Source organism: Rheinheimera pleomorphica (assembly GCF_011634895.1).
Lineage (GTDB): Bacteria > Pseudomonadota > Gammaproteobacteria > Enterobacterales > Alteromonadaceae > Alishewanella > Alishewanella pleomorphica.
In genome coordinates, this window is the sequence record NZ_SIRR01000025.1 from 245,849 (window position 1) to 263,752 (window position 17,904).

Genomic DNA, 17,904 nt, shown 5'->3' on the forward strand with positions numbered 1-17,904 from the left:
TAGCCCGCTTGTGTTAGTATGGCCGGCCTTAGTCACTGTTTGATGATAATTACGTTTTGCTAAATTTTTTCCCGCCCAAGCAACAGCAGGTGCTGGCTATTGCCCTGCCGATGATTGCGTCTAACCTGACCATACCACTGCTGTCACTGGTAGACACCGCCGTGGTGGGCCATCTTGAACACCCCTGGTACTTAGGCGGCGTCGCACTGGGCAGCAGCCTTATCAGCCTGCTGTTTTTACTGCTGGGCTTTTTACGCATGAGCACCACCGGCCTAACGGCGCAGGCTTATGGTGCTGACAACAAAACAGCGATAAGAAACAGTCTGTTACAAGCCGGCCTGATTGCGTTGTTTTTAGCCTTAGTACTGTTGTTGCACCGTCCGTTTATTATGCCACTAGTTAATGTGTACAGTGATGCGGGCAGCGAAGTACTTGAGCAAGCCGGTATTTATTTTCATATCCGCATCTGGAGCGCGCCGGCCGCATTGCTGAATATGGTGCTGCTGGGCTGGTTTTTAGGGATGCACAATGCCCGCTACCCGATGTGGTTACTGCTGTGTAACCAAAGCCTGAACATAGTGCTGGACTTAGTTTTTGTGCTGGGTTTTGACTGGCAGGTGGCCGGTGTCGCGGCTGCCTCTGTGATAGCCGACTACAGCTCCCTGCTGCTTGGCCTGTATTTGCTGCGCCGCTTATGGCGGGCCCAGCAGCTTGGCAGTGTAAACTGGCTGCAGCTGCGACAGCTAAGCGGCTATGGCCGGCTGTTTGCGCTAAACCGCGATATTTTTATCCGCAGCCTGTGCCTGCAGCTGGTATTTGCATTTATTGCCTTTCGTGGTGCAGCTTTAGGCGATACCATCGTGGCGGCGAATGCTGTACTGCTAAGCTTTTTAATGCTGGTATCTTACGCGCTGGATGGTTTTGCCTATGCCGCCGAAGCAATGACCGGCAAAGCCGTCGGGGCCAAAGATCAGCGCGATTTGCAACGGTTATTTGCCATACTGGCACAATGGGGCCTGGTATTAGGCATGCTGTTTTGCCTGCTGTTCTGGCTTGGCGGGCCGGCGTTGATTACGCTCCTAACCTCCATTGAGGCAGTGCAAATTACTGCCGCCGACTACCTGCCCTGGCTAATTGCCCTACCCTTACTGGCGGTATGGAGCTATCTGCTGGATGGCATTTATATTGGTGCAACTAAAGCCCGTGCCATGCGTAACGCTATGCTGGTGTCATTTGCCGGCTTTGTGCTGTGTTATGCCACTTTGCACAGCCTGGGCAACCATGCATTATGGCTGGCACTAAGCCTGTTTATGCTACTGCGCGGCCTGACACTGGCCTGGCCCCTATACCGCCGTGGTACGGCGGTATTATTCTAGTAAAGAGCAGCGCCGGGGCCGCCAGTGGCCCGCAACTAGAACGGCGCCGGATATTGTCGTAAAAACTGCGCTAAATCTTCCGATATTGCTGCCGTTAGCGGCTGTGAAAAGGCACCGATGTTTTGCTGTAACTGCGCCATGCTGGTGGCGCCGATAATAGTTGAGGTTACGCCATCCACCTGATTAACCCAGGCCAGTGCCAGTTGGGCCGGTGCCACGCTATGCGCTGCTGCCAGCTCAATAAAGGCGGCTATCGCCTGGTTCGACTGCGGCGTATCACGAAACAAACCATTACGTTGCAGCATGCTCCAGCGTGTACCTGTGGGCCGCCTACCGCCGAGGTATTTACCGGTTAAGGCACCACCGGCCAGCGGCGACCACGGCAAATAGGCCACGTTCTCATGCACACATTGTTCAATCAAATACGGCCAGTCTTTGCTGTGTAGCAGGCTAAATTCGTTCTGAATCGATACCATACGCGGTACATTATGCTGTTTACTCAGCTGCAAATACTGACTAATGCCCCAGGGCGTTTCGTTAGACAAGCCACAAAAACGGATTTTGCCGGCATTAACACAGCTATCCAGCGCCTGCAGCAAGCCCAGCATTTGCTCGGTTTGCTCTGCGGCATCAACGTCAGAAAAACCAATGCGGCCAACCGGGTGTTTGCCAAAATGCGGTGACACTCGATTAGGCCAGTGCAGCTGGTATAAATCGATATAGTCGGTCTGCAAGCGCTGCAATGATGCATCTACGGCCTGCACTAACGCTTGCGGTGTCATATCGGCGCCAGCGCGCACATGTGCCAGCCCCGGCCCGGCCATCTTGGTCGCCAGCACGATATCGCTGCGTTTAGTGCGGTTACGGCTTAACCAGTTACCGATAATACGCTCTGTCGCGCCGTATGTCTGTGCTGTGGGCGGAACGGCATACATTTCGGCGGTATCGATAAAATTTACGCCCTGCGCCAGTGCATAATCCAGCTGCGCATCGGCATCAAGCTGGTTGTTTTGGCAGCCCCAGGTCATACTGCCTAAACACACGCGAGATACCTTTACTGCACTGCTGCCTAAAACAGAATATTGCATAAAAAACCTATAGTTGTATCAGTGATATTTTGTTACGGCATCATAGCAACCGTGGTTCAGCTTGCCAGCTTTTGCTTAAGAAAAACCGCGTTAACCGGCTAGCAGTGCTTTAACACTGGCAGCCGCTGCTGGTTTTGTATCATAATCAGCGCATTTCCCGTAGCAAGATGAGAGATGTATGCGCGTTATCCGACCTTTAGTTATGCTGGCCATGGTGAGCGGCCTGGTTGCCTGCTCCGGCGCCCCGGGTGAGAGCCAGCTGGAACACCTGTTACAACAGCAATTTGACCAACAATACCAGGATTTAATCGATGTAAACGATCTGACAAAACACAACGGCTGGGCAGACAGTGAGCAGCATTACACGGCGGAAGTGACATACAATATAGAGTTTAAACAGTCATTTAAAGCTTATCTGGACCAGCAAACGGCCAAGCCCGGTAACCCGTTGGAAAAAGTGGCCAGCGGTATGTCCGCTGGCTTACTGAAGCTGCAATACGGTGATTTTAACGCTGGCGATACGTACCAGGTAAAACAGCAGACGCTACAACTGCGTAAAACAGAAAACGGCTGGGCACTGGCTAACTAATACTGCGCCATGGCCAACCTGGCCTGTTCCAGCCTGCGGTGACTATGCCCCGGAAACTGCTGTGCCAGCTGTTCTGCCTGCTGCAAGGTTTGCTCTGCCCGCGCCACATTTTGCAATTGCAGATACAACTGCGCCAGCGACGCCAGGGTATCGATAGAATCCGGATGGTCACCAAGGTCAGCCTGGCGTTGTTGTATGATCTGCAGATACAGCGCCAGAGCGCGCTGATATTGTTGCTGTGCTAAATAAGCGTCCGCCAGAAGCTGGCCGGCGGTTAATGCCGACGGATGCGACTGTCCCAATTGCTGCTGCATCTTGGCATAGGCTGGTGCCAGCAGCTGCTGCGCCTCTGCCGGCTGCTGCTGTAGTAATAGCACCCGAGCCAGTTTCATCTGGCTTTGCAGAGTCTCAATATTATCACTGCCCAGTACCGTGCTGCGTTCTGCCAGTACCTGACGAAACAGCTGTTCAGCCTCAACCAGCCGGCCCAAACCACGGTAAGTATCGGCCAGATTATGCATAGAACGCAGAGTATCCGGATGCTGCAACCCCAGTACTTGCTGGGCCAGGGTGATATGGTCACGGATCACCGGCTCAGCCAGCTGATAGCGGCCACTGGTTTCATATACTGAGCCAAGGGTGCTCATACATTGCAGGGTTGCCGGGTGTTTTTCGCCCAATAACTCATTGGCTTTGTCCAGACACTGCTGGTAATAGTGCTCAGCCTTGTCGTAGCGCCCTAACCAATGGTTAATAATACCGAGGTTAGTCAGCGAGTTGATGATATCAGGGTGCTGCGCGCCCAGCAGTTTTAGCCGCTGCTGATATAAACGCTGCCACATTTGCTCTGCTTTAACCAGCTCTCCGGCGGTATGATAAGCACCGGCTAGATCACTTAGTGCGCCCAGTGTTTTATTATGCCCGGCGCCGTACAGTTGTTCGGTCAAATTAAGCGCCTGATAAGACAGGGCTAATACATCAGCCGTTTTATACTGATCTTTATACAGCCCGGCCAGGCTGGTGATAATCGACAAATACAGCTCGGTCGCAGTAAGTTGATACTGCTCTGCCAGCGCTTTGGCCTGCTCCAAATGAGATTGCGCCGCGCTAAGTTGCCCCAACGAAAAATAACTACGTCCTATTACCTGTCGTACGGCGGCTTCCACTTCAGGTTGTTGCAACAGGGCATGCGCCTCGTCTTGTTGCAATTGCGAGCTGGTCTGATCCAATATCTGTTGCACTGTGGGAGTCTGACCTTGCGCAACAAAGGGGTCGACACTGGCCAGCATGCCAGTAACAAAATCGGTGATAGCCTGGGCTTTATCACGCTGCAACCGGGCCTGATCACGCTGCGCGGCAACCTGCTGTGATTGCAGCCAGATAGCAATACTAAAACCGATCACCGCCAGCAGCGCCGCGCCAGACAACAGGCTGCTGGCTAAATTACGCCGCACCAACATCTGGCTGCGATACCACCAGCTGTCGGGCCTGGCCTGCACCGGATAACCACCGAGATAGCGCTTAATATCGTTGGCAAAAGCGGCAACGGAGTGATACCGCTGCGCCGGATCATGCGCCAGCGCCCGGCTCAGGATCCAGTGTAAATCGGTAGTCAGTTGCTGCCCCAGCAGTTGCTGCAGGATCACCGCCAGTGAATATACATCGGTTAAACTGCTTACCTGACCGCTATTGATTAACTCCGGGCTGGCATAGCGCAGCGTCAGCCGACGCGGCGCCGTTTCATTATGCCCACCAGTCACGGCAGTGCGGTCCAGCAAACGGGCGATACCAAAATCTAGTAGCTTCGGCTCGCCGCTGCCAGTGATCAGAATGTTCGACGGTTTTAAATCACAGTGCACTACCATATTCTGATGCGCATAGGCCACGGCATTACACACTTTTACCATCAGCTGTAGCTGTTGTATCACAGTTAAATGCTGTTGTTGGCAATACATATCAATAGCCTGGCCCTGCACATACTCCATCACCAGATAGGGCATGCCCTGTTCAGTTGTGCCACCATCAAGCAGCCGGGCAATATAACCGTGCTCCAGACTGGCCAGGATCTGCCGCTCGGCTTTAAAGGCATGCAACAGCTCGGCCTGCTGCAGAGTGGTGCCAATCAGCTTAACCGCCACCTGCTTTTCAAATTGCTGATCGGCCCGCTCGGCCAGATACACCGCGCCCATGCCACCACGCCCCAGTAACTGCAGCAAACGGTAAGGCCCCAAAACACTACCACTAAGATCCTGCTGGCATTGCAATAGCTGCACGGCACTCAGTGCCAGCATGCTCTGCAGCTGCGCCGTGTGCCCCTGATGCGCCAGCAAGCGTCGTACTAACTCGGCCAACGCCGCATCCTGCTGGCAAGCCTGGCAAATAAAGGCTTCACGTTCTGCCGCTGATAGTTCAACTGCCTGATAAAACAACTGTTCGGCGCGTTGCCAACGCTGTTTATCCATGCGCAATCCCTGTTTGCGGTTACTGTGCGAAAGTGTCAATACCGGCTGCAAACCACTGAAAACAACCTATACTTAGTGCTTTAAACAGCCTAGTTGAAATTATCACTATGTCTACCCTATCGCAGCCGTCTGATATCACGGTCTTACTGTCGCGCTGGCAAAGTGGCGATGAAGAAGCACAAACCAGGCTTAGCCAACTGGTGTATGACAAACTGCATCAACTGGCGGCGCAGTGTATGTACCGTGAGCGGCATAACCATACGCTGCAACCCACTGCGCTAGTTAATGAAGCCTTTATCAGCTTAAGCGGCGCCAATGTCAGTTATCAGGATCAGTTACATTTTTTCAATCTGGCTGGCCGTATTATGCGCCGTATTCTGGTTGATCATGCCAGGGCCCGGCAAGCCGCTAAACGCGGCGATGGTTATGCTCAGCTAACGCTAACCGACAGCATTGGCCACAGTGCAGGCCCTGAGGGTATCATCGCTATCGATCAGGCGATTAGCAACCTGGCCGATATCGACCCTGCCAAAGCCGAAATTCTCGAACTACAGTTTTTTGCCGGTTTAACCACGCTGCAAATTGCCCGCTTATATGGTGTTTCCAGCAAAACCATCGAGCGCAGCAGTAAATTGGCGAAAGCCTTTTTGCATCAGGCGCTGTAAAAACTTACCTATTTTTTCTGCCCGCTGTCGTTTTGTCTGACCAAATCCGCTTAGTGCTAATAACAGGGTAATTTTGCAGTATACCTGCTGCAGCCATACCGGACGCAGCATCAGGCACTCTAAGCTGGAGCACACTATGAAACAGGCATTTAACCACTTGCTGGTGATACAGCAACAGGGCACCGATGATAGCGAAGCCCTCCGCAGAGCATTGCAGTTAGCACGGCAACATAACAGCCGGATAACGGTATTTAAGTCCTTTTATCAACAACTGCAAAAACGGCCCTATGACAACCCGCAGGCCGATGACGATCTGGCCGTGTTTGTCAGGCAGCAGCAACAAGCCATCTGCGCTCAGATAGATGCACAAACAGCACAGCGGATTGATTTAGATCTTATTATTTCCTGGCGCGAAGCAGAAAAACCGGCCATTGCCCGCTTGCTGCAACATAGTGATATCAGCATGGTGATTACATTACAGCGCAAACCACAGCGCTTACTCGGCTTACTGCCGCTGGGCCTGGATCACTACCTGATCAGTGATTGTCCGTTACCGGTATGGCTGGTAAAACCGGCCACCGCAGCACAGGAAATGACCATTCTGGCTTGCCTGGATGTTGACAGCGAGCTGCCCGGCAATAACTTAATCAACACGGCCATCCTGGAACTTGGCCAGCAACTGGCCACCACAGCGGCTGATCAACTTCATGTAATCAACTGCTATTGCAATGATAATTATTCCATGAGCTTGCCTTACGATGAACGCCAGGGCTTTCTTCCCCTGCCCGACATCGCCGCGCAGCATCAGCAAAAACTGCAGCCTTATCTTTGTCAGCATCGCCTGCCAGCGCATTGCCTGCATTTAAGTGAGGGCTTGCCGGATGACGAAATTCCCCGTGCCGCCACCAGCCTGCATAGCCAGCTGGCGATTATTGGTAACAACCATATGCACAGTATTGGCTCAGCCATTTTAGGCGATACCGCCCATTATCTGACTGAGCACACACCCTGTGATGTTCTAGTGGTGAAGCCCTCGCCACTGGCCGACACAGTACAGCGGGCACAGCTGCTGTAATGCTGGTATCGTTAAAACAGCAACTCCAGCTCTACCCTGCGGTTAGCTGCCCGGCCTGCTGCGCTGCTATTGTCAGCGATAGGCTCTGCCGGGCCGCGGCCCTCGGCACTGAGCTGCTGTGCAGATAACCCCTGTTGCACTAAAAACCGTGTTACCTGCTCAGCCCGCTGCTGCGACAATTTATGGTTGTATGCCAACGCCCCTGAACTGTCGGTGTGCCCGACCACGGTCAGCGTCTGATAACGCATACCTTTTAACGTCTCAGCCACTGCCAGTAACTGGCGCTGCTGCTCTTCACTGATACGGGCACCATCATGTGAAAATGCCGTAATGCCGGGAAAAGCCACTTTTACCCGGCCGTCGGCCAGCACAGACGTCACCACACCGCTTGCCGGCTGTAGCCGGGCAGAAAATAACGTTTGTGGCTTAGCCGTATCTGCCGTCGCCATGGCTGTTGAGGTATTACTTGCAGAGCCAGAGGTACTGGCACAGCCAGCGCTAACCAAAGCGGTAATAACCGCCAGCAATAAAGATGATAAAGTGCGCAAAACAAAGTACTCCAATGTTAGTGTTAAATAATGCCGCACACTTTAATGGTTTTTGTTAATCAAATAAACACCTCAGATTTACAGCAAGAAAAAATAAAGCCATTGCATTTTAACAAACAGCAAAATAGTTACATGCTATCGTTTATCGCCCGCCACCAATGCTGACATGATTGAACTTTAAGCAAAGATGCACTATGGTACGCCCATGCTAAATTCTGTTTCGTCTTTATCCGGCACCCCAGTGGTTCGCCGCCAGCATAATATCGCTATCGCCTTCCATTCTTAGGCCGGTTTTGCCCTGCGCGAAACCGGCATAACACCTTTTACTTATCTGTACTTTTATCTGCTTCTTTAAGGTGGGGCTATAATGTATTTCTGCTATCCAAAACAGTTGAACAGAACCTTTGCCAGCGTCATTGCCGCCCTGGCGTGCCAACAGTTACTACCGGTTAATGCACTGGCGTTGAGCCGTATTGTGCATTTTATTGCCGACAACCGCTGCCAAAACCGGCTAAACAATGACAGCAGCTGTATACGCGCTGGCAGCTCTGTCGAGCTGAAAAACCTCGACACTCATGAGCAGGGCTGGCTGCAATTGGTTTACCCGGATCAAGCCTGTTACCGGCGACAACGTATTTCTGTTTTATCGCCACTGGGCAGTGCCTTACTGGGTAAAACAGCCGCATCAGATATTCAATTAAGCTTGCTGGGTCAACCACTAAGGCTACATATCCTCAGTGTTATCTATGTTAAACAACGGACAATAAGGAACCATTGATGAAAACACCCGACATTATGCTCTCTGCCACCGACTTTGAGCGGCTGGACAAATTACTCAGTAGCCTCAGTGAAGACACCATTGGTTACGACACCCTAAGCCAGGAATTAGAGCGCGCCACCTTGGTAGCGCCAGAGGCGTTGCCGGCGGATGTGGTCAGCATGAATTCTACCGTGCGCTTTCGCCTGGCCAATGGTAAACAGAGTACCCTGACGTTGGTGTACCCGAAAGATTTGGACCAAAGCGGCGATAAAATTTCGATTCTGGCGCCGGTGGGCAGTGCTCTGTTAGGGCTTAAATGTGGCGACACCATTAACTGGCCCCTGCCCAGCGGCAATATGTCCAGCATCACGGTAGAAGAAGTGCTGTATCAGCCAGAGCGCGCCGGGCTTTATCATCGTTAACTAACACGCCATAACTATACTCTGTCAGTTGCCCGCGGCACGACACGCTAACGGGCAACAAAAATCAGTTTTATCGATTAGCTCTATCGATTTAATTCACCTACATCTATTAGGATCTTACTCTACACTCTTCATTGCTGTGCAGTTAAGCAGATGATGTCCGCGCAGAGCCTGCAATGCTCTGCGCTATCACCCTGCACTGCTTACACCTGTAACAGGTTTATCTGATTATTAAAAAGGAAGCAGACAATGAATAGACAGACATTTAAAACCCGGGCACTGGCCGGCATGATAAGCATGCTGCTGGTATCCGGAGCCGCCTTTGCCAGTGATAAAACCATGACCAAGCCTGCCGGCGCTTCCGGCCAGGGCAGCGCTGCAATGGGCGCAGTGAGAAATAACCAGTTCTGGTGGCCACAGCAGCTGGATTTATCGCCCCTACGCGATCACGATGCACGCTCTAATCCTTATGGCGCTAACTTTAATTACGCTGATGCCTTTAGTAAGCTTAACCTGGACAAGGTAAAGCAAGATATCAACGCGCTGCTGACCGAATCACAGGACTGGTGGCCGGCGGACTTTGGCAACTATGGCCCGTTTTTTATCCGTATGACCTGGCACAGTGCCGGTACTTACCGCACCCTGGATGGCCGTGGCGGCGCCGGTGGCGGCCAGCAACGTTTTGACCCGCTCAACAGCTGGCCGGATAACGCCAGCCTGGACAAAGCCCGCCGCTTATTGTGGCCGGTGAAACAAAAATACGGTGAAGCCTTATCCTGGTCAGATTTAATGGTATTAGCCGGTAATGTTGCGTTGGAAAACATGGGCTTTAAAACCTATGGCTTTGCCGGTGGCCGCGCCGATGACTGGGAGCCGGATATGGTGTACTGGGGGCCAGAGGTGGAAATGCTGGCCAGCGATCGTGAAGACAAAGACGGCCAATTACAACGGCCGCTCGGTGCCACCCATATGGGCTTAATTTACGTCAACCCGGAAGGCCCGAAAGGTGTACCGGATCCACTGGGCTCAGCGAAAAATATCCGTGTCGCCTTTGGCCGTATGGCAATGAATGACGAAGAAACCCTGGCACTTATCGCCGGTGGCCATACCTTTGGTAAAATGCACGGTGCGCATAAACCTGCTGATTGTTTAGGCGCAGAGCCAGGTGCTGCCGGCATTGAAGAGCAAGGCCTGGGCTGGAAAAACAACTGCGGTAAAGGCCACTCTGAGGATACCATTACCAGTGGTTTAGAAGGCGCCTGGACGCAAACCCCTACGCGCTGGACCTCCTTGTATTTAAGTAACCTGCTTAATTTTGACTGGAAACAAACTCGCAGCCCGGCTGGCGCTATTCAATGGATCCCAACGGATGAATCACTGCATAAAATCGTGCCGGATGCCCACGTTAAAGGCAAGTTTAACCCGCCGGTGATGACCACCGCCGATTTAGCGCTTAAATTTGATCCACAATATCGCAAAATTGCTGAGCGCTTTCTGGCAAACCCGGAGGAATACCGCCTGGCCTTTGCCAAAGCCTGGTACAAACTAACCCACCGCGATATGGGGCCACCACGTAACTTCCTGGGTAAAGAAGTGCCTGAAGATGTGCTGATTTGGCAGGATCCTATCGATCAGAAAACCCAATCAACCATCAACGACAAAGATGTCAAGTCGCTAAAAGCCAGCATCTTAAAAACCGGCTTAAGCGTACCTGAGTTGGTACGGGTAGCCTGGGGCTCTGCCGCCAGCTATCGTCAGTCTGATATGCGCGGTGGCGCTAACGGCGGGCGCATAGCGCTGGCACCGCAAAAAGACTGGGCAGTAAATAACCCGGCTGAAACCGCAAAAGTATTAGCGGCGCTTGGCAAAGTGCAAGCTGACTTTAATAAAGGCAAACGTAAAGTATCGCTGGCTGACATGATAGTGCTGGGCGGTGCTGCCGCTATTGAAAAAGCCGCTAAAGACGCCGGTTATAACATCACAGTACCGTTTAAGCCAGGCCGCGGTGATGCCAGCCAGGAGATGACTGACGTTAATTCATTCAGCTTACTGGAGCTCACTGCAGACGGCTTCAGAAACTACTTTGATGTCGCAGCCAGCTATAAGTCACCAACCGAAATGCTGGTAGATAAAGCCGATCAGCTTAATCTTACGGTACCGGAGATGACAGTGCTGGTGGGTGGCCTGCGGGCACTGGATGCCAACTATCAGGGCGCAAAACACGGCGTCTTCACCAACAAGCCAGGTACGCTGAACAACGACTTCTTCGTTAATCTGCTGGATATGTCCACGGTATGGAAAAAGTCGGCTACCGAAGGCGTGTATGAAGGTTTTGACCGTAAAACCGGCAGCAAAAAGTGGAGCGCCACTTCTGTTGATCTGATTTTCGGCTCAAACTCAGAACTGCGCGCCGTGGCAGAAGTGTATGCCTTTGATACGTCAAAGCAAAAGTTTGTTGATGACTTTGTCAAAGCCTGGACTAAGGTAATGAACCTGGACCGTTAACACCGGCCCGGTAACCCACAGCGCTGCAGCCTTAACAGGTGCAGCGCTTTTTTATACTTATGCGGTGTGTTCGCTACAGCGCGGCTTGCATATAACGCGCTTGCTCGCCCCGATAACTGTCCAGCGCTTGCTCTGCGCTGTCGGCCAGCGTGGTGACCAGGTGAAAACCGTGGCGCTGCCAATACGGCACCGAGCCCTGCACCGCCACCAGCGCCAGTTTTGTCAGGCCCAGGCTTAACGCATGCTGCTTTGCTATTGCCAGTAAGCCACTTGCCAGCCCCAGGCTACGGGCACCAGGGCTTACCGCCATATCATGCAGATAAAGCAGTTCGGGCGTGTTACTTACCTTAAAAGCCGACGCCAACGGCGTAATATGGCCATTAATTGACGGATAGCTGAATAAATAGGCTAAAAGCTGGCCCTTAGCATCTTCAGCCAGCCAGCAACTGTCGGCAGCTGCGGCCAGACGCTGCTGTAACAAGGCCGGGCTTTCATACAAGGCGTCGCTGTAGCAGCTATCCTGCAGCGCCACCACTGCCGGTATATCTTCCGGCTTAATTAACCGTATGCTCGTTGTCATAAACTACAACACCCATCAAACACTGCCGGCCGTTTCGACCACTAAAATTCGCGCTTCACCTACCGGGTGGGCGACATGCTCGCAGCCAATACCAGCATAAAAAATATCGCCGGCCTCTAAACGGCTAACCTGCTCGGTGCCGGCGTCGCGATAATGCATATCCACTATGCCATCCAGTACAACAAACACTTCTTCGCAATCATTGATATGCCATTTATACGGTTTATCAGTCCAGTGCAGCCGGGTGGTTATACCATTCATACTGGCAATATCCAGTGCGCCCCAGGCGCGGCTGGCGGTGAAATCTTTACTGCGGATTATGTTCATTGCTTACCTTTATCTGTGCTGATAAACACGTCTTATCAGTCTGTTACTGCGCAACTGTCATTGCCTTATCCTCAGCCAGAGGATAAACAACTAACGCCGGAAAATAAACCCTGCTTTAACACTGTTTGGCTTTGTTAGCGGTAAAGTCTTTACTGCGGATTATTCTTACTTTTTTCCCCTTTAAACTACCTAATAAAAACGACTAAGGCCGCATTGAAACAACACTTTATGTTGGTTTCACCGTCTGGGCTTTATATAATTAGAATATACTAATGAGCCAACGATATATATCTATCACAAGCCTTAGGGTAAAAGCCGTTGGTAAAATAATAAAGAGCAAAAATTGGCTATGAACCATGTAAATAACTGCGCCGTCACCCTGTGCATTTTTCGCCTCAACACAAATCAGCAAAATATATAGCAGAATAAAAAGTAAACCGGGTAGCCAGAAACTCGGCCCCACTGCCGCCAGCGGCAGCAGAATAACGGGTAATATTAAGTTTACGATTAACAACAGATGAAGAGGAAGCTCCATTAGATTGGTATGAAAACGTCTGCAAAAACGAAAAAGCGGACCTATTAATGCTGCATAAATACCAATATAAAGCAGCATGGCAACAACTAAAAACCAGCCCCAATTGTTCGCTTTCAACTCCTTCAGGTGCAACACTGATAATTCAAGTAGTTCAAAAACCTGAGCAAACTCCCCTGTCATTGCAATCAATAAATCAGCCGTCAATCGTTATTCCCTTGTTATCACCCAGTCGATCGGCTAAATGCAGTTGCATACTTTGCATTATTTTCTGCTCGGCTTTACGAGCATCGGCTTCCCAGTACTGCGGAAAACCAAGTTGATCCAGGTAAGCAAAGCTTATCTCCAGATAATGCAGGTGGGTTAGCGGGTAGCAATAATATCTCTCGGGTAGTTTTAACGGACTGCGCCGATGTAAATACAATAGCCAATGCTGCCGCTCAATTTCTGTAATTTCAAAATGTTCTGGCATTGGCATACCATCTCTCGCCATTATCTCGTCTAATTCTTCCTCTGTGCGATCACGCATGAGCTGCGGAGGAGAACGCAGCCTATCCCGCTTGCGGGTATTCCAGCCTCGGCCCGGACCAGCATCCGAATCATACTCTGGCGCGTTATAGTAATCATCGTATTCCCAGCCGATATAGCGACCCAATAGTTCCAGATTGTGCCGCTCTATAGTCTGATCCGGCGCAACGGATTTTAGCTTAATGCTTAATTCCAGGTACGCCAACGGTTGGCCACCGGTTTTAAGAAAAGGTCCGCCATACCAGTAGCTTTGCACATGCAGCAGCAAATAAGGCAACGCCCTTTCTTGCCATTTGCTTTGTGCCAATAATTCAGGTGACAGGTACGGTGCTTGTTCAGGCCAGCGGTTTGGGTTGACCACTGGCACACAAAATTCCAGTACATCCTGCTCCAGCTCTAATCGGTGCGGAATAAATTTAAGCGTATTAGGTCCACCTTTAAAGCCACGGCCTATCATTCGGTTTACGATATTCAGGCTCATTTTATCGCCCTGTGATTCGGTTAATTAGCTGTTTGCCGCTGCGTTTAACCTTAGCCAACCGCAAGTTGTACACTTGCCTTACCATAGCAGCCTTTAAAGGCCGACCGGCACTTTGCAACTGTTGCTGATAACTACGTAACCCCAAATAAGGCAATGTATGCGGGCTGGTTAACGGCGTACCGCCAATAACAGAGCACAACATACTAATACTACGCAATAAGCCACTGGGGCTTAAATCATTAGCACCGGCCACATTGGGCACAAAATCGAACGGATTAGCGCGGTTTTTTATTATCTTTACGCCCACTGCCTGGGCAGCGTCGCGCAATTTAACCATATTGGCACCAGCAGCATGCACTACCACTTCGTGTTTATCCAGCACAATGCCCTGCGCCCGGCATTGCTGCAAAGCACGGGTAAAAATTATCGCCCCCTGGCTATGCACCAGCCACTGTGTGGTTTTACCCTGCGCCTGGCGCTGGCGTAGTGCACTGGCTAAATGCTGGGCATTATGGCTGGGAGCCGCATCGGGTCTTTTATCCCACCAGCATTCAACCAAATCCTGCAAAAAACCTTCCGTCGGGTTATGTACCAGAGTGTAGTCCGGCATAGCGGCCTTGGGGTAAGCCACATCTAAATGTGCGCCCATTAACCAGGCCGCTTTTTGTACCTCATTTAGCATACCATTTACCGCAGCATAGTCTGTGACTACTGTACTTACCGGGACATCATCAAGTGCCCACGCTCCTTCCATCGCCGCTAACATCCCCGCTGCCTGAGCCTGTCTGTAAGGCATCGCGCCCATAGCCCGCTCTACACGGTATAACATATTGCGCTCATTTTTAGGTGGTTGCTGCGGTCCTTTTAGTTGCATATCAAAATAAATTTCATGAATAACAATATGCTGCCCAGCCTCACGCTGGTAGCTAATTAAATAGTGATACTGCTGAAACGGATAACGGCTTTTTGTTAAGCGCCGCGTGGCATCTCGCCACCAGCCGACACTGCTTTGTGGCTGGCTATCCTGGCATAGCGCGGCAATCTCTTGCCATACTTTTTTAAAATCAAAATCGTTTAATACCTCCAGCATACCCAATGCCTGATCAGTAAAACTAAGCCGATGCAGCAATGTCTGAAGCCTGCCTTTACCTATACCGGCCTGCCCCAATCGTTGTTGTAAATCATCAAGTTGTGACAGTGGGCTGCGGCTCAATGCATGACGGGTAATTTCCTGATAACTCATAGTGCGCTCGTCCTTGAAGAAAGATACAGATTTTAACCATCACAAAACCACAATTCAAACATAAAAAAACATTTCAATAACTATTTTGCATCATCACGTTTTTAACCTTACGTCATGCCAGCAGGTCGCGCCGCCGAAGTCGCCTGATAAATCTGATAAGAAACCCTGCTTTGCTGCAGTTTGGCCTTTTTTTCCCGCAGTCAACGTGCCAGTATCGACATAATCAAAGTGTTGAAATAATTAAGTACGGACAAACTTAACCCCTAGGAGGCCCTGCTATGCGCGCTGTTTACGGTTTATTACTGCTTTTGATGCTGTCAGCTTGTGACAAGAATGAAGTCGGCGATGTATCACTGGGGGTATTTACCACTAAGGATATCAAGCTCGATGCCATTAACGATCCGGTCGTTACCGGCGTCACCTGTCATGTGTCCAGTATCGAGGCCAACCTGGACTTATCCGACCCGTCCGACAGCTCTATCGCCTGCCGTCAGACCGGGCCTATCACGGCAGCGATGATTGCACAAATAGACAAAAGCAAAAACGGCGAGGTACTGTTTAGTAAATCAAAAAGCATCTTCTTTAAAAGCATGAAGATCCGCCGGATATTTGATGCAGAAAACCAAACCTTAATGTATCTGTCCTACGCCACCAAAGAAACCTCCGGCAGCTTTAAACACAGCTTATCTACGGTGCCGCTGTGGGGCACAAAGGCTTACAGTGCCGCTAACAGCCAGCAGAACTAAACCGCGCGCAGCTATCAGCGCCAGAGTCATGTTTAAACCAGGTTTTCCTGCCAGTGAATTTTACGCTGGCCAGCCTGAGCGGGTTTAATTTCACCTTACACTTTTGCGGTACAACACGGCATCAACATCGCCCAGCGCATCGCGGTGTATAAAGCGTTTGATAAACTGCATACCCAATTTGCGCATTACGCCAATAGAACCGGCATTATCCGGCATGGCAATGGCGGACAAATACTGCACATTTTGATTACTTGCCAGCACCACATCAGCCACCGCTTTTGCGGCTTCACTGGCATACCCCTGGCCCCAGTACTCGCGCTTAAAGCGCCAGCCAATTTCAACATCATCGTTGCTCGGGGTTGCGCTGTTAAACCCCATCGGCCGTATTAATACCCAGCCTAAATAAGCATTGTCGACAGTGCGCCGCACCTGCCAGATGCCGAATCCGCGCTCTGCGTCGCGGTATAGCGCCATACGCGGCAACATCACTTCAACGATGGTTTGCATGCTGGTGAGCTTACCGCCATTGATATAGCGCATTACCTCGGCGTCCTGATCTACTTCAAAAAATAACTGCGCATCCTGCTCTGACAATAAAGCGAAGTGCAACCGCTCAGTGGCGGGGACTTGTAACATAGGTATTACCCGGCTTATTTTGTTGGATGCCGGCAAGGGTACTACAACAAAACCTGTTTATACACTCACTGCGGTTTTCACAACAGGCTACATCTAATGAAGGGATAACTTATCCTGCAATTCTGCAACTTGAGCCGATTAACAGAGAAGCATTCGATATTTTTATCGATCAATGTAAAAAAGAGCCTGGTCTTACAGGCCTTAATGTTAATCAGCTGCTTTGGGGGCACTAAAAGCCTTACTGTAAAAACCGGACGGGTCAAAACAACAGACCCGCCGTTTTCCTGCAGCCAGCATATTGCAGGCATCACTGACCCGCTTAGCACGGGTTTTCGCCTGCTTAGCCGAGGTGATCCAGTGGATCCAATCCAGCCGGGCGATGGTGGTAGTGTCATGCCAGACGGCACTGGCGTCAGCAGATGCGGCCAGCGCCTGCTGCAAATCAGCGGGTACTGCAGGTTCCGGCTCCTGATGCAGCGCCTGAATATCAAAGCTGGCCTCATCGCCAATTGCCGCGCTGGCCGCCTTAAGCAAGTTTTCACTTAAGGCTAACCAATGGCTAAGCTGGCCATCCGGCTCTAGCGTGGCCTGAAACGCCACACCATTAATATGGCCGCTGACAGAGGTTCTGCCGCGTCTGGGCAGCTTGTCACTGGCCGCCTTGGGTAGCACGACAAACGCCCGCAACTGCGGATCATCTGTTTGCGCCGCAGCAAACACGGTAGCGGCAAACGCAGAGTATGTATCACTTCGCTGCATTACACATAAGCCTCGCTGTTTATCCGCCAAACAGCTGTGCCGCCCGTTTAGCCATCTCTTGTTCGCTGACATCTTCAATATGGGTTGAGATCATCCAGCGATGGCCAAAGGGGTCTTGCAAACAACCACTGCGATCGCCCCAGAACTGGTCGGCAACCGGCATAGTCAGGCTGGCACCGGCACTGGCGGCCCGGGCTACAAAGGCATCAACATCCGGCACGTAAATCAGCAGGGTTACCGGGCTGTCGCCAAGCATATCCGGGCTTTTATTGCACCAGGCATCGCTTTGCTCACTCAGCATAAAGATTGCATTACCAATCTTCATCTCGGCGTGCATGACCGCACCGTCTGGCATCTGCATACACATCAGGGTCTCAGCGTCAAAGGCATTCTGATAAAAATCCAGTGCCGCAGCAGCATTTTTAATCACCAGATAAGGCAGTACTGCACTGTAACCTGGAGGAATAGGCTGAACTTTAGACATAGTCGTCTCCTTACTGTAGTTAATATGAGGTTAACAACGGCTTTAGTATAGCTGCCAGTTAGTACAGTAAAAGAAAAAAGCGCCCACTGTTGCCAGCA

The 17,904-nt window shown here is 51.2% G+C and carries 19 protein-coding genes; 8 read left to right on the plus strand and 11 right to left on the minus strand.

The genetic code is table 11. The features are described from left to right. Positions 1 to 56 precede the first annotated feature (56 nt). Positions 57 to 1,376: an MATE family efflux transporter DinF gene (gene dinF, locus EYB30_RS16130; protein WP_206674669.1), complete on the plus strand. Its 1,320-nt coding sequence runs from the start codon at positions 57 to 59 to the stop codon at positions 1,374 to 1,376. Between the two features lie 35 nt (positions 1,377 to 1,411). Here dinF and EYB30_RS16135 read toward each other — a convergent pair whose 3' ends face one another. Then, on the minus strand, positions 1,412 to 2,464 hold the full coding sequence (locus EYB30_RS16135; protein ID WP_166840095.1) for an aldo/keto reductase: 1,053 nt from the start codon (positions 2,462 to 2,464) through the stop codon (positions 1,412 to 1,414). A 178-nt stretch (positions 2,465 to 2,642) separates the two neighbouring features. On the opposite strand from EYB30_RS16135, the gene EYB30_RS16140 reads away from it, so the two are divergent. Further along, a complete protein-coding gene (locus tag EYB30_RS16140) occupies positions 2,643 to 3,053 on the plus strand; it encodes a hypothetical protein (protein ID WP_166840097.1) in 411 nt (136 codons plus the stop codon). Here EYB30_RS16140 and EYB30_RS16145 read toward each other — a convergent pair. Then, the gene (locus EYB30_RS16145; RefSeq protein WP_166840099.1) at positions 3,050 to 5,515 is read right to left on the minus strand and encodes a serine/threonine-protein kinase; all 2,466 of its coding nucleotides are present in this window, start codon (positions 5,513 to 5,515) and stop codon (positions 3,050 to 3,052) included. The genes EYB30_RS16140 and EYB30_RS16145 overlap by 4 nt on opposite strands. A gap of 107 nt (positions 5,516 to 5,622) precedes the next feature. On the opposite strand from EYB30_RS16145, the gene EYB30_RS16150 reads away from it, so the two are divergent. Together EYB30_RS16150 and EYB30_RS16155 are read left to right on the plus strand one after the other, a co-directional pair. Continuing rightward, complete coding sequence (locus tag EYB30_RS16150; RefSeq protein ID WP_166840101.1) at positions 5,623 to 6,180, plus strand: ECF-type sigma factor; 558 nt, start codon at positions 5,623 to 5,625, stop codon at positions 6,178 to 6,180. A 136-nt stretch (positions 6,181 to 6,316) separates the two neighbouring features. Beyond that, on the plus strand, positions 6,317 to 7,255 hold the full coding sequence (locus tag EYB30_RS16155; RefSeq protein WP_166840103.1) for a universal stress protein: 939 nt from the start codon (positions 6,317 to 6,319) through the stop codon (positions 7,253 to 7,255). An 11-nt stretch (positions 7,256 to 7,266) separates the two neighbouring features. On the opposite strand, the gene EYB30_RS16160 is transcribed toward EYB30_RS16155, so the two are convergent. Then, positions 7,267 to 7,803 carry an OmpA family protein gene (locus tag EYB30_RS16160; RefSeq protein WP_166840105.1) on the minus strand — a complete coding sequence of 179 codons (537 nt, stop codon included), beginning with the start codon at positions 7,801 to 7,803 and terminating at the stop codon, positions 7,267 to 7,269. A 367-nt stretch (positions 7,804 to 8,170) separates the two neighbouring features. On the opposite strand from EYB30_RS16160, the gene EYB30_RS16165 reads away from it, so the two are divergent. The 3 genes from EYB30_RS16165 (at position 8,171) to katG (ending at position 11,490) form a co-directional block, all read left to right on the plus strand. Further along, a complete protein-coding gene (locus EYB30_RS16165) occupies positions 8,171 to 8,581 on the plus strand; it encodes a GreA/GreB family elongation factor (protein WP_166840107.1) in 411 nt (136 codons plus the stop codon). Then, complete coding sequence (gene rnk, locus EYB30_RS16170) at positions 8,581 to 8,985, plus strand: nucleoside diphosphate kinase regulator (RefSeq protein ID WP_166840109.1); 405 nt, start codon at positions 8,581 to 8,583, stop codon at positions 8,983 to 8,985. The genes EYB30_RS16165 and rnk overlap by 1 nt, the downstream gene beginning before the upstream one ends. 297 nt (positions 8,986 to 9,282) lie before the next feature. After that, positions 9,283 to 11,490 (plus strand): catalase/peroxidase HPI, encoded by a 2,208-nt coding sequence (gene katG / locus EYB30_RS16175; RefSeq protein WP_410200350.1) that lies wholly within the window; start codon positions 9,283 to 9,285, stop codon positions 11,488 to 11,490. 73 nt (positions 11,491 to 11,563) lie between these two features. Here the strand turns inward: katG and EYB30_RS16180 are convergent, their stop codons facing one another. From EYB30_RS16180 to EYB30_RS16200, 5 genes are all read right to left on the minus strand, one after another. Next, positions 11,564 to 12,070, minus strand: a complete 507-nt coding sequence (locus EYB30_RS16180) for a GNAT family N-acetyltransferase (RefSeq protein WP_166840114.1) — start codon at positions 12,068 to 12,070, stop codon at positions 11,564 to 11,566. Positions 12,071 to 12,085: 15 nt separating this feature from the next. Further along, positions 12,086 to 12,397, minus strand: coding sequence for a cupin domain-containing protein (locus EYB30_RS16185; protein WP_166840116.1), 312 nt, complete (start codon positions 12,395 to 12,397; stop codon positions 12,086 to 12,088). A gap of 259 nt (positions 12,398 to 12,656) precedes the next feature. Continuing rightward, a complete protein-coding gene (locus EYB30_RS16190) occupies positions 12,657 to 13,136 on the minus strand; it encodes a hypothetical protein (RefSeq protein WP_166840118.1) in 480 nt (159 codons plus the stop codon). Continuing rightward, positions 13,126 to 13,938 carry a hypothetical protein gene (locus EYB30_RS16195; protein WP_166840120.1) on the minus strand — a complete coding sequence of 271 codons (813 nt, stop codon included), beginning with the start codon at positions 13,936 to 13,938 and terminating at the stop codon, positions 13,126 to 13,128. Before EYB30_RS16195 ends, EYB30_RS16190 begins: the two co-directional genes overlap by 11 nt. A 1-nt stretch (position 13,939) precedes the next feature. Continuing rightward, positions 13,940 to 15,181, minus strand: a complete 1,242-nt coding sequence (locus EYB30_RS16200) for a hypothetical protein (RefSeq protein WP_166840122.1) — start codon at positions 15,179 to 15,181, stop codon at positions 13,940 to 13,942. Positions 15,182 to 15,459: 278 nt separating this feature from the next. Here EYB30_RS16200 and EYB30_RS16205 point away from each other — a divergent pair, with 278 nt between their 5' ends. After that, positions 15,460 to 15,927, plus strand: a complete 468-nt coding sequence (locus tag EYB30_RS16205) for a CreA family protein (protein ID WP_166840124.1) — start codon at positions 15,460 to 15,462, stop codon at positions 15,925 to 15,927. A gap of 90 nt (positions 15,928 to 16,017) precedes the next feature. On the opposite strand, the gene EYB30_RS16210 is transcribed toward EYB30_RS16205, so the two are convergent. From EYB30_RS16210 to EYB30_RS16220, 3 genes are all read right to left on the minus strand, one after another. Then, positions 16,018 to 16,563: a GNAT family N-acetyltransferase gene (locus EYB30_RS16210; protein ID WP_166840126.1), complete on the minus strand. Its 546-nt coding sequence runs from the start codon at positions 16,561 to 16,563 to the stop codon at positions 16,018 to 16,020. Positions 16,564 to 16,770: 207 nt separating this feature from the next. Continuing rightward, complete coding sequence (locus EYB30_RS16215) at positions 16,771 to 17,322, minus strand: YdeI/OmpD-associated family protein (protein WP_166840128.1); 552 nt, start codon at positions 17,320 to 17,322, stop codon at positions 16,771 to 16,773. A 19-nt stretch (positions 17,323 to 17,341) separates the two neighbouring features. Beyond that, positions 17,342 to 17,806 (minus strand): VOC family protein, encoded by a 465-nt coding sequence (locus EYB30_RS16220; RefSeq protein ID WP_166840130.1) that lies wholly within the window; start codon positions 17,804 to 17,806, stop codon positions 17,342 to 17,344. Between the last annotated feature and the right edge of the window lie 98 nt (positions 17,807 to 17,904).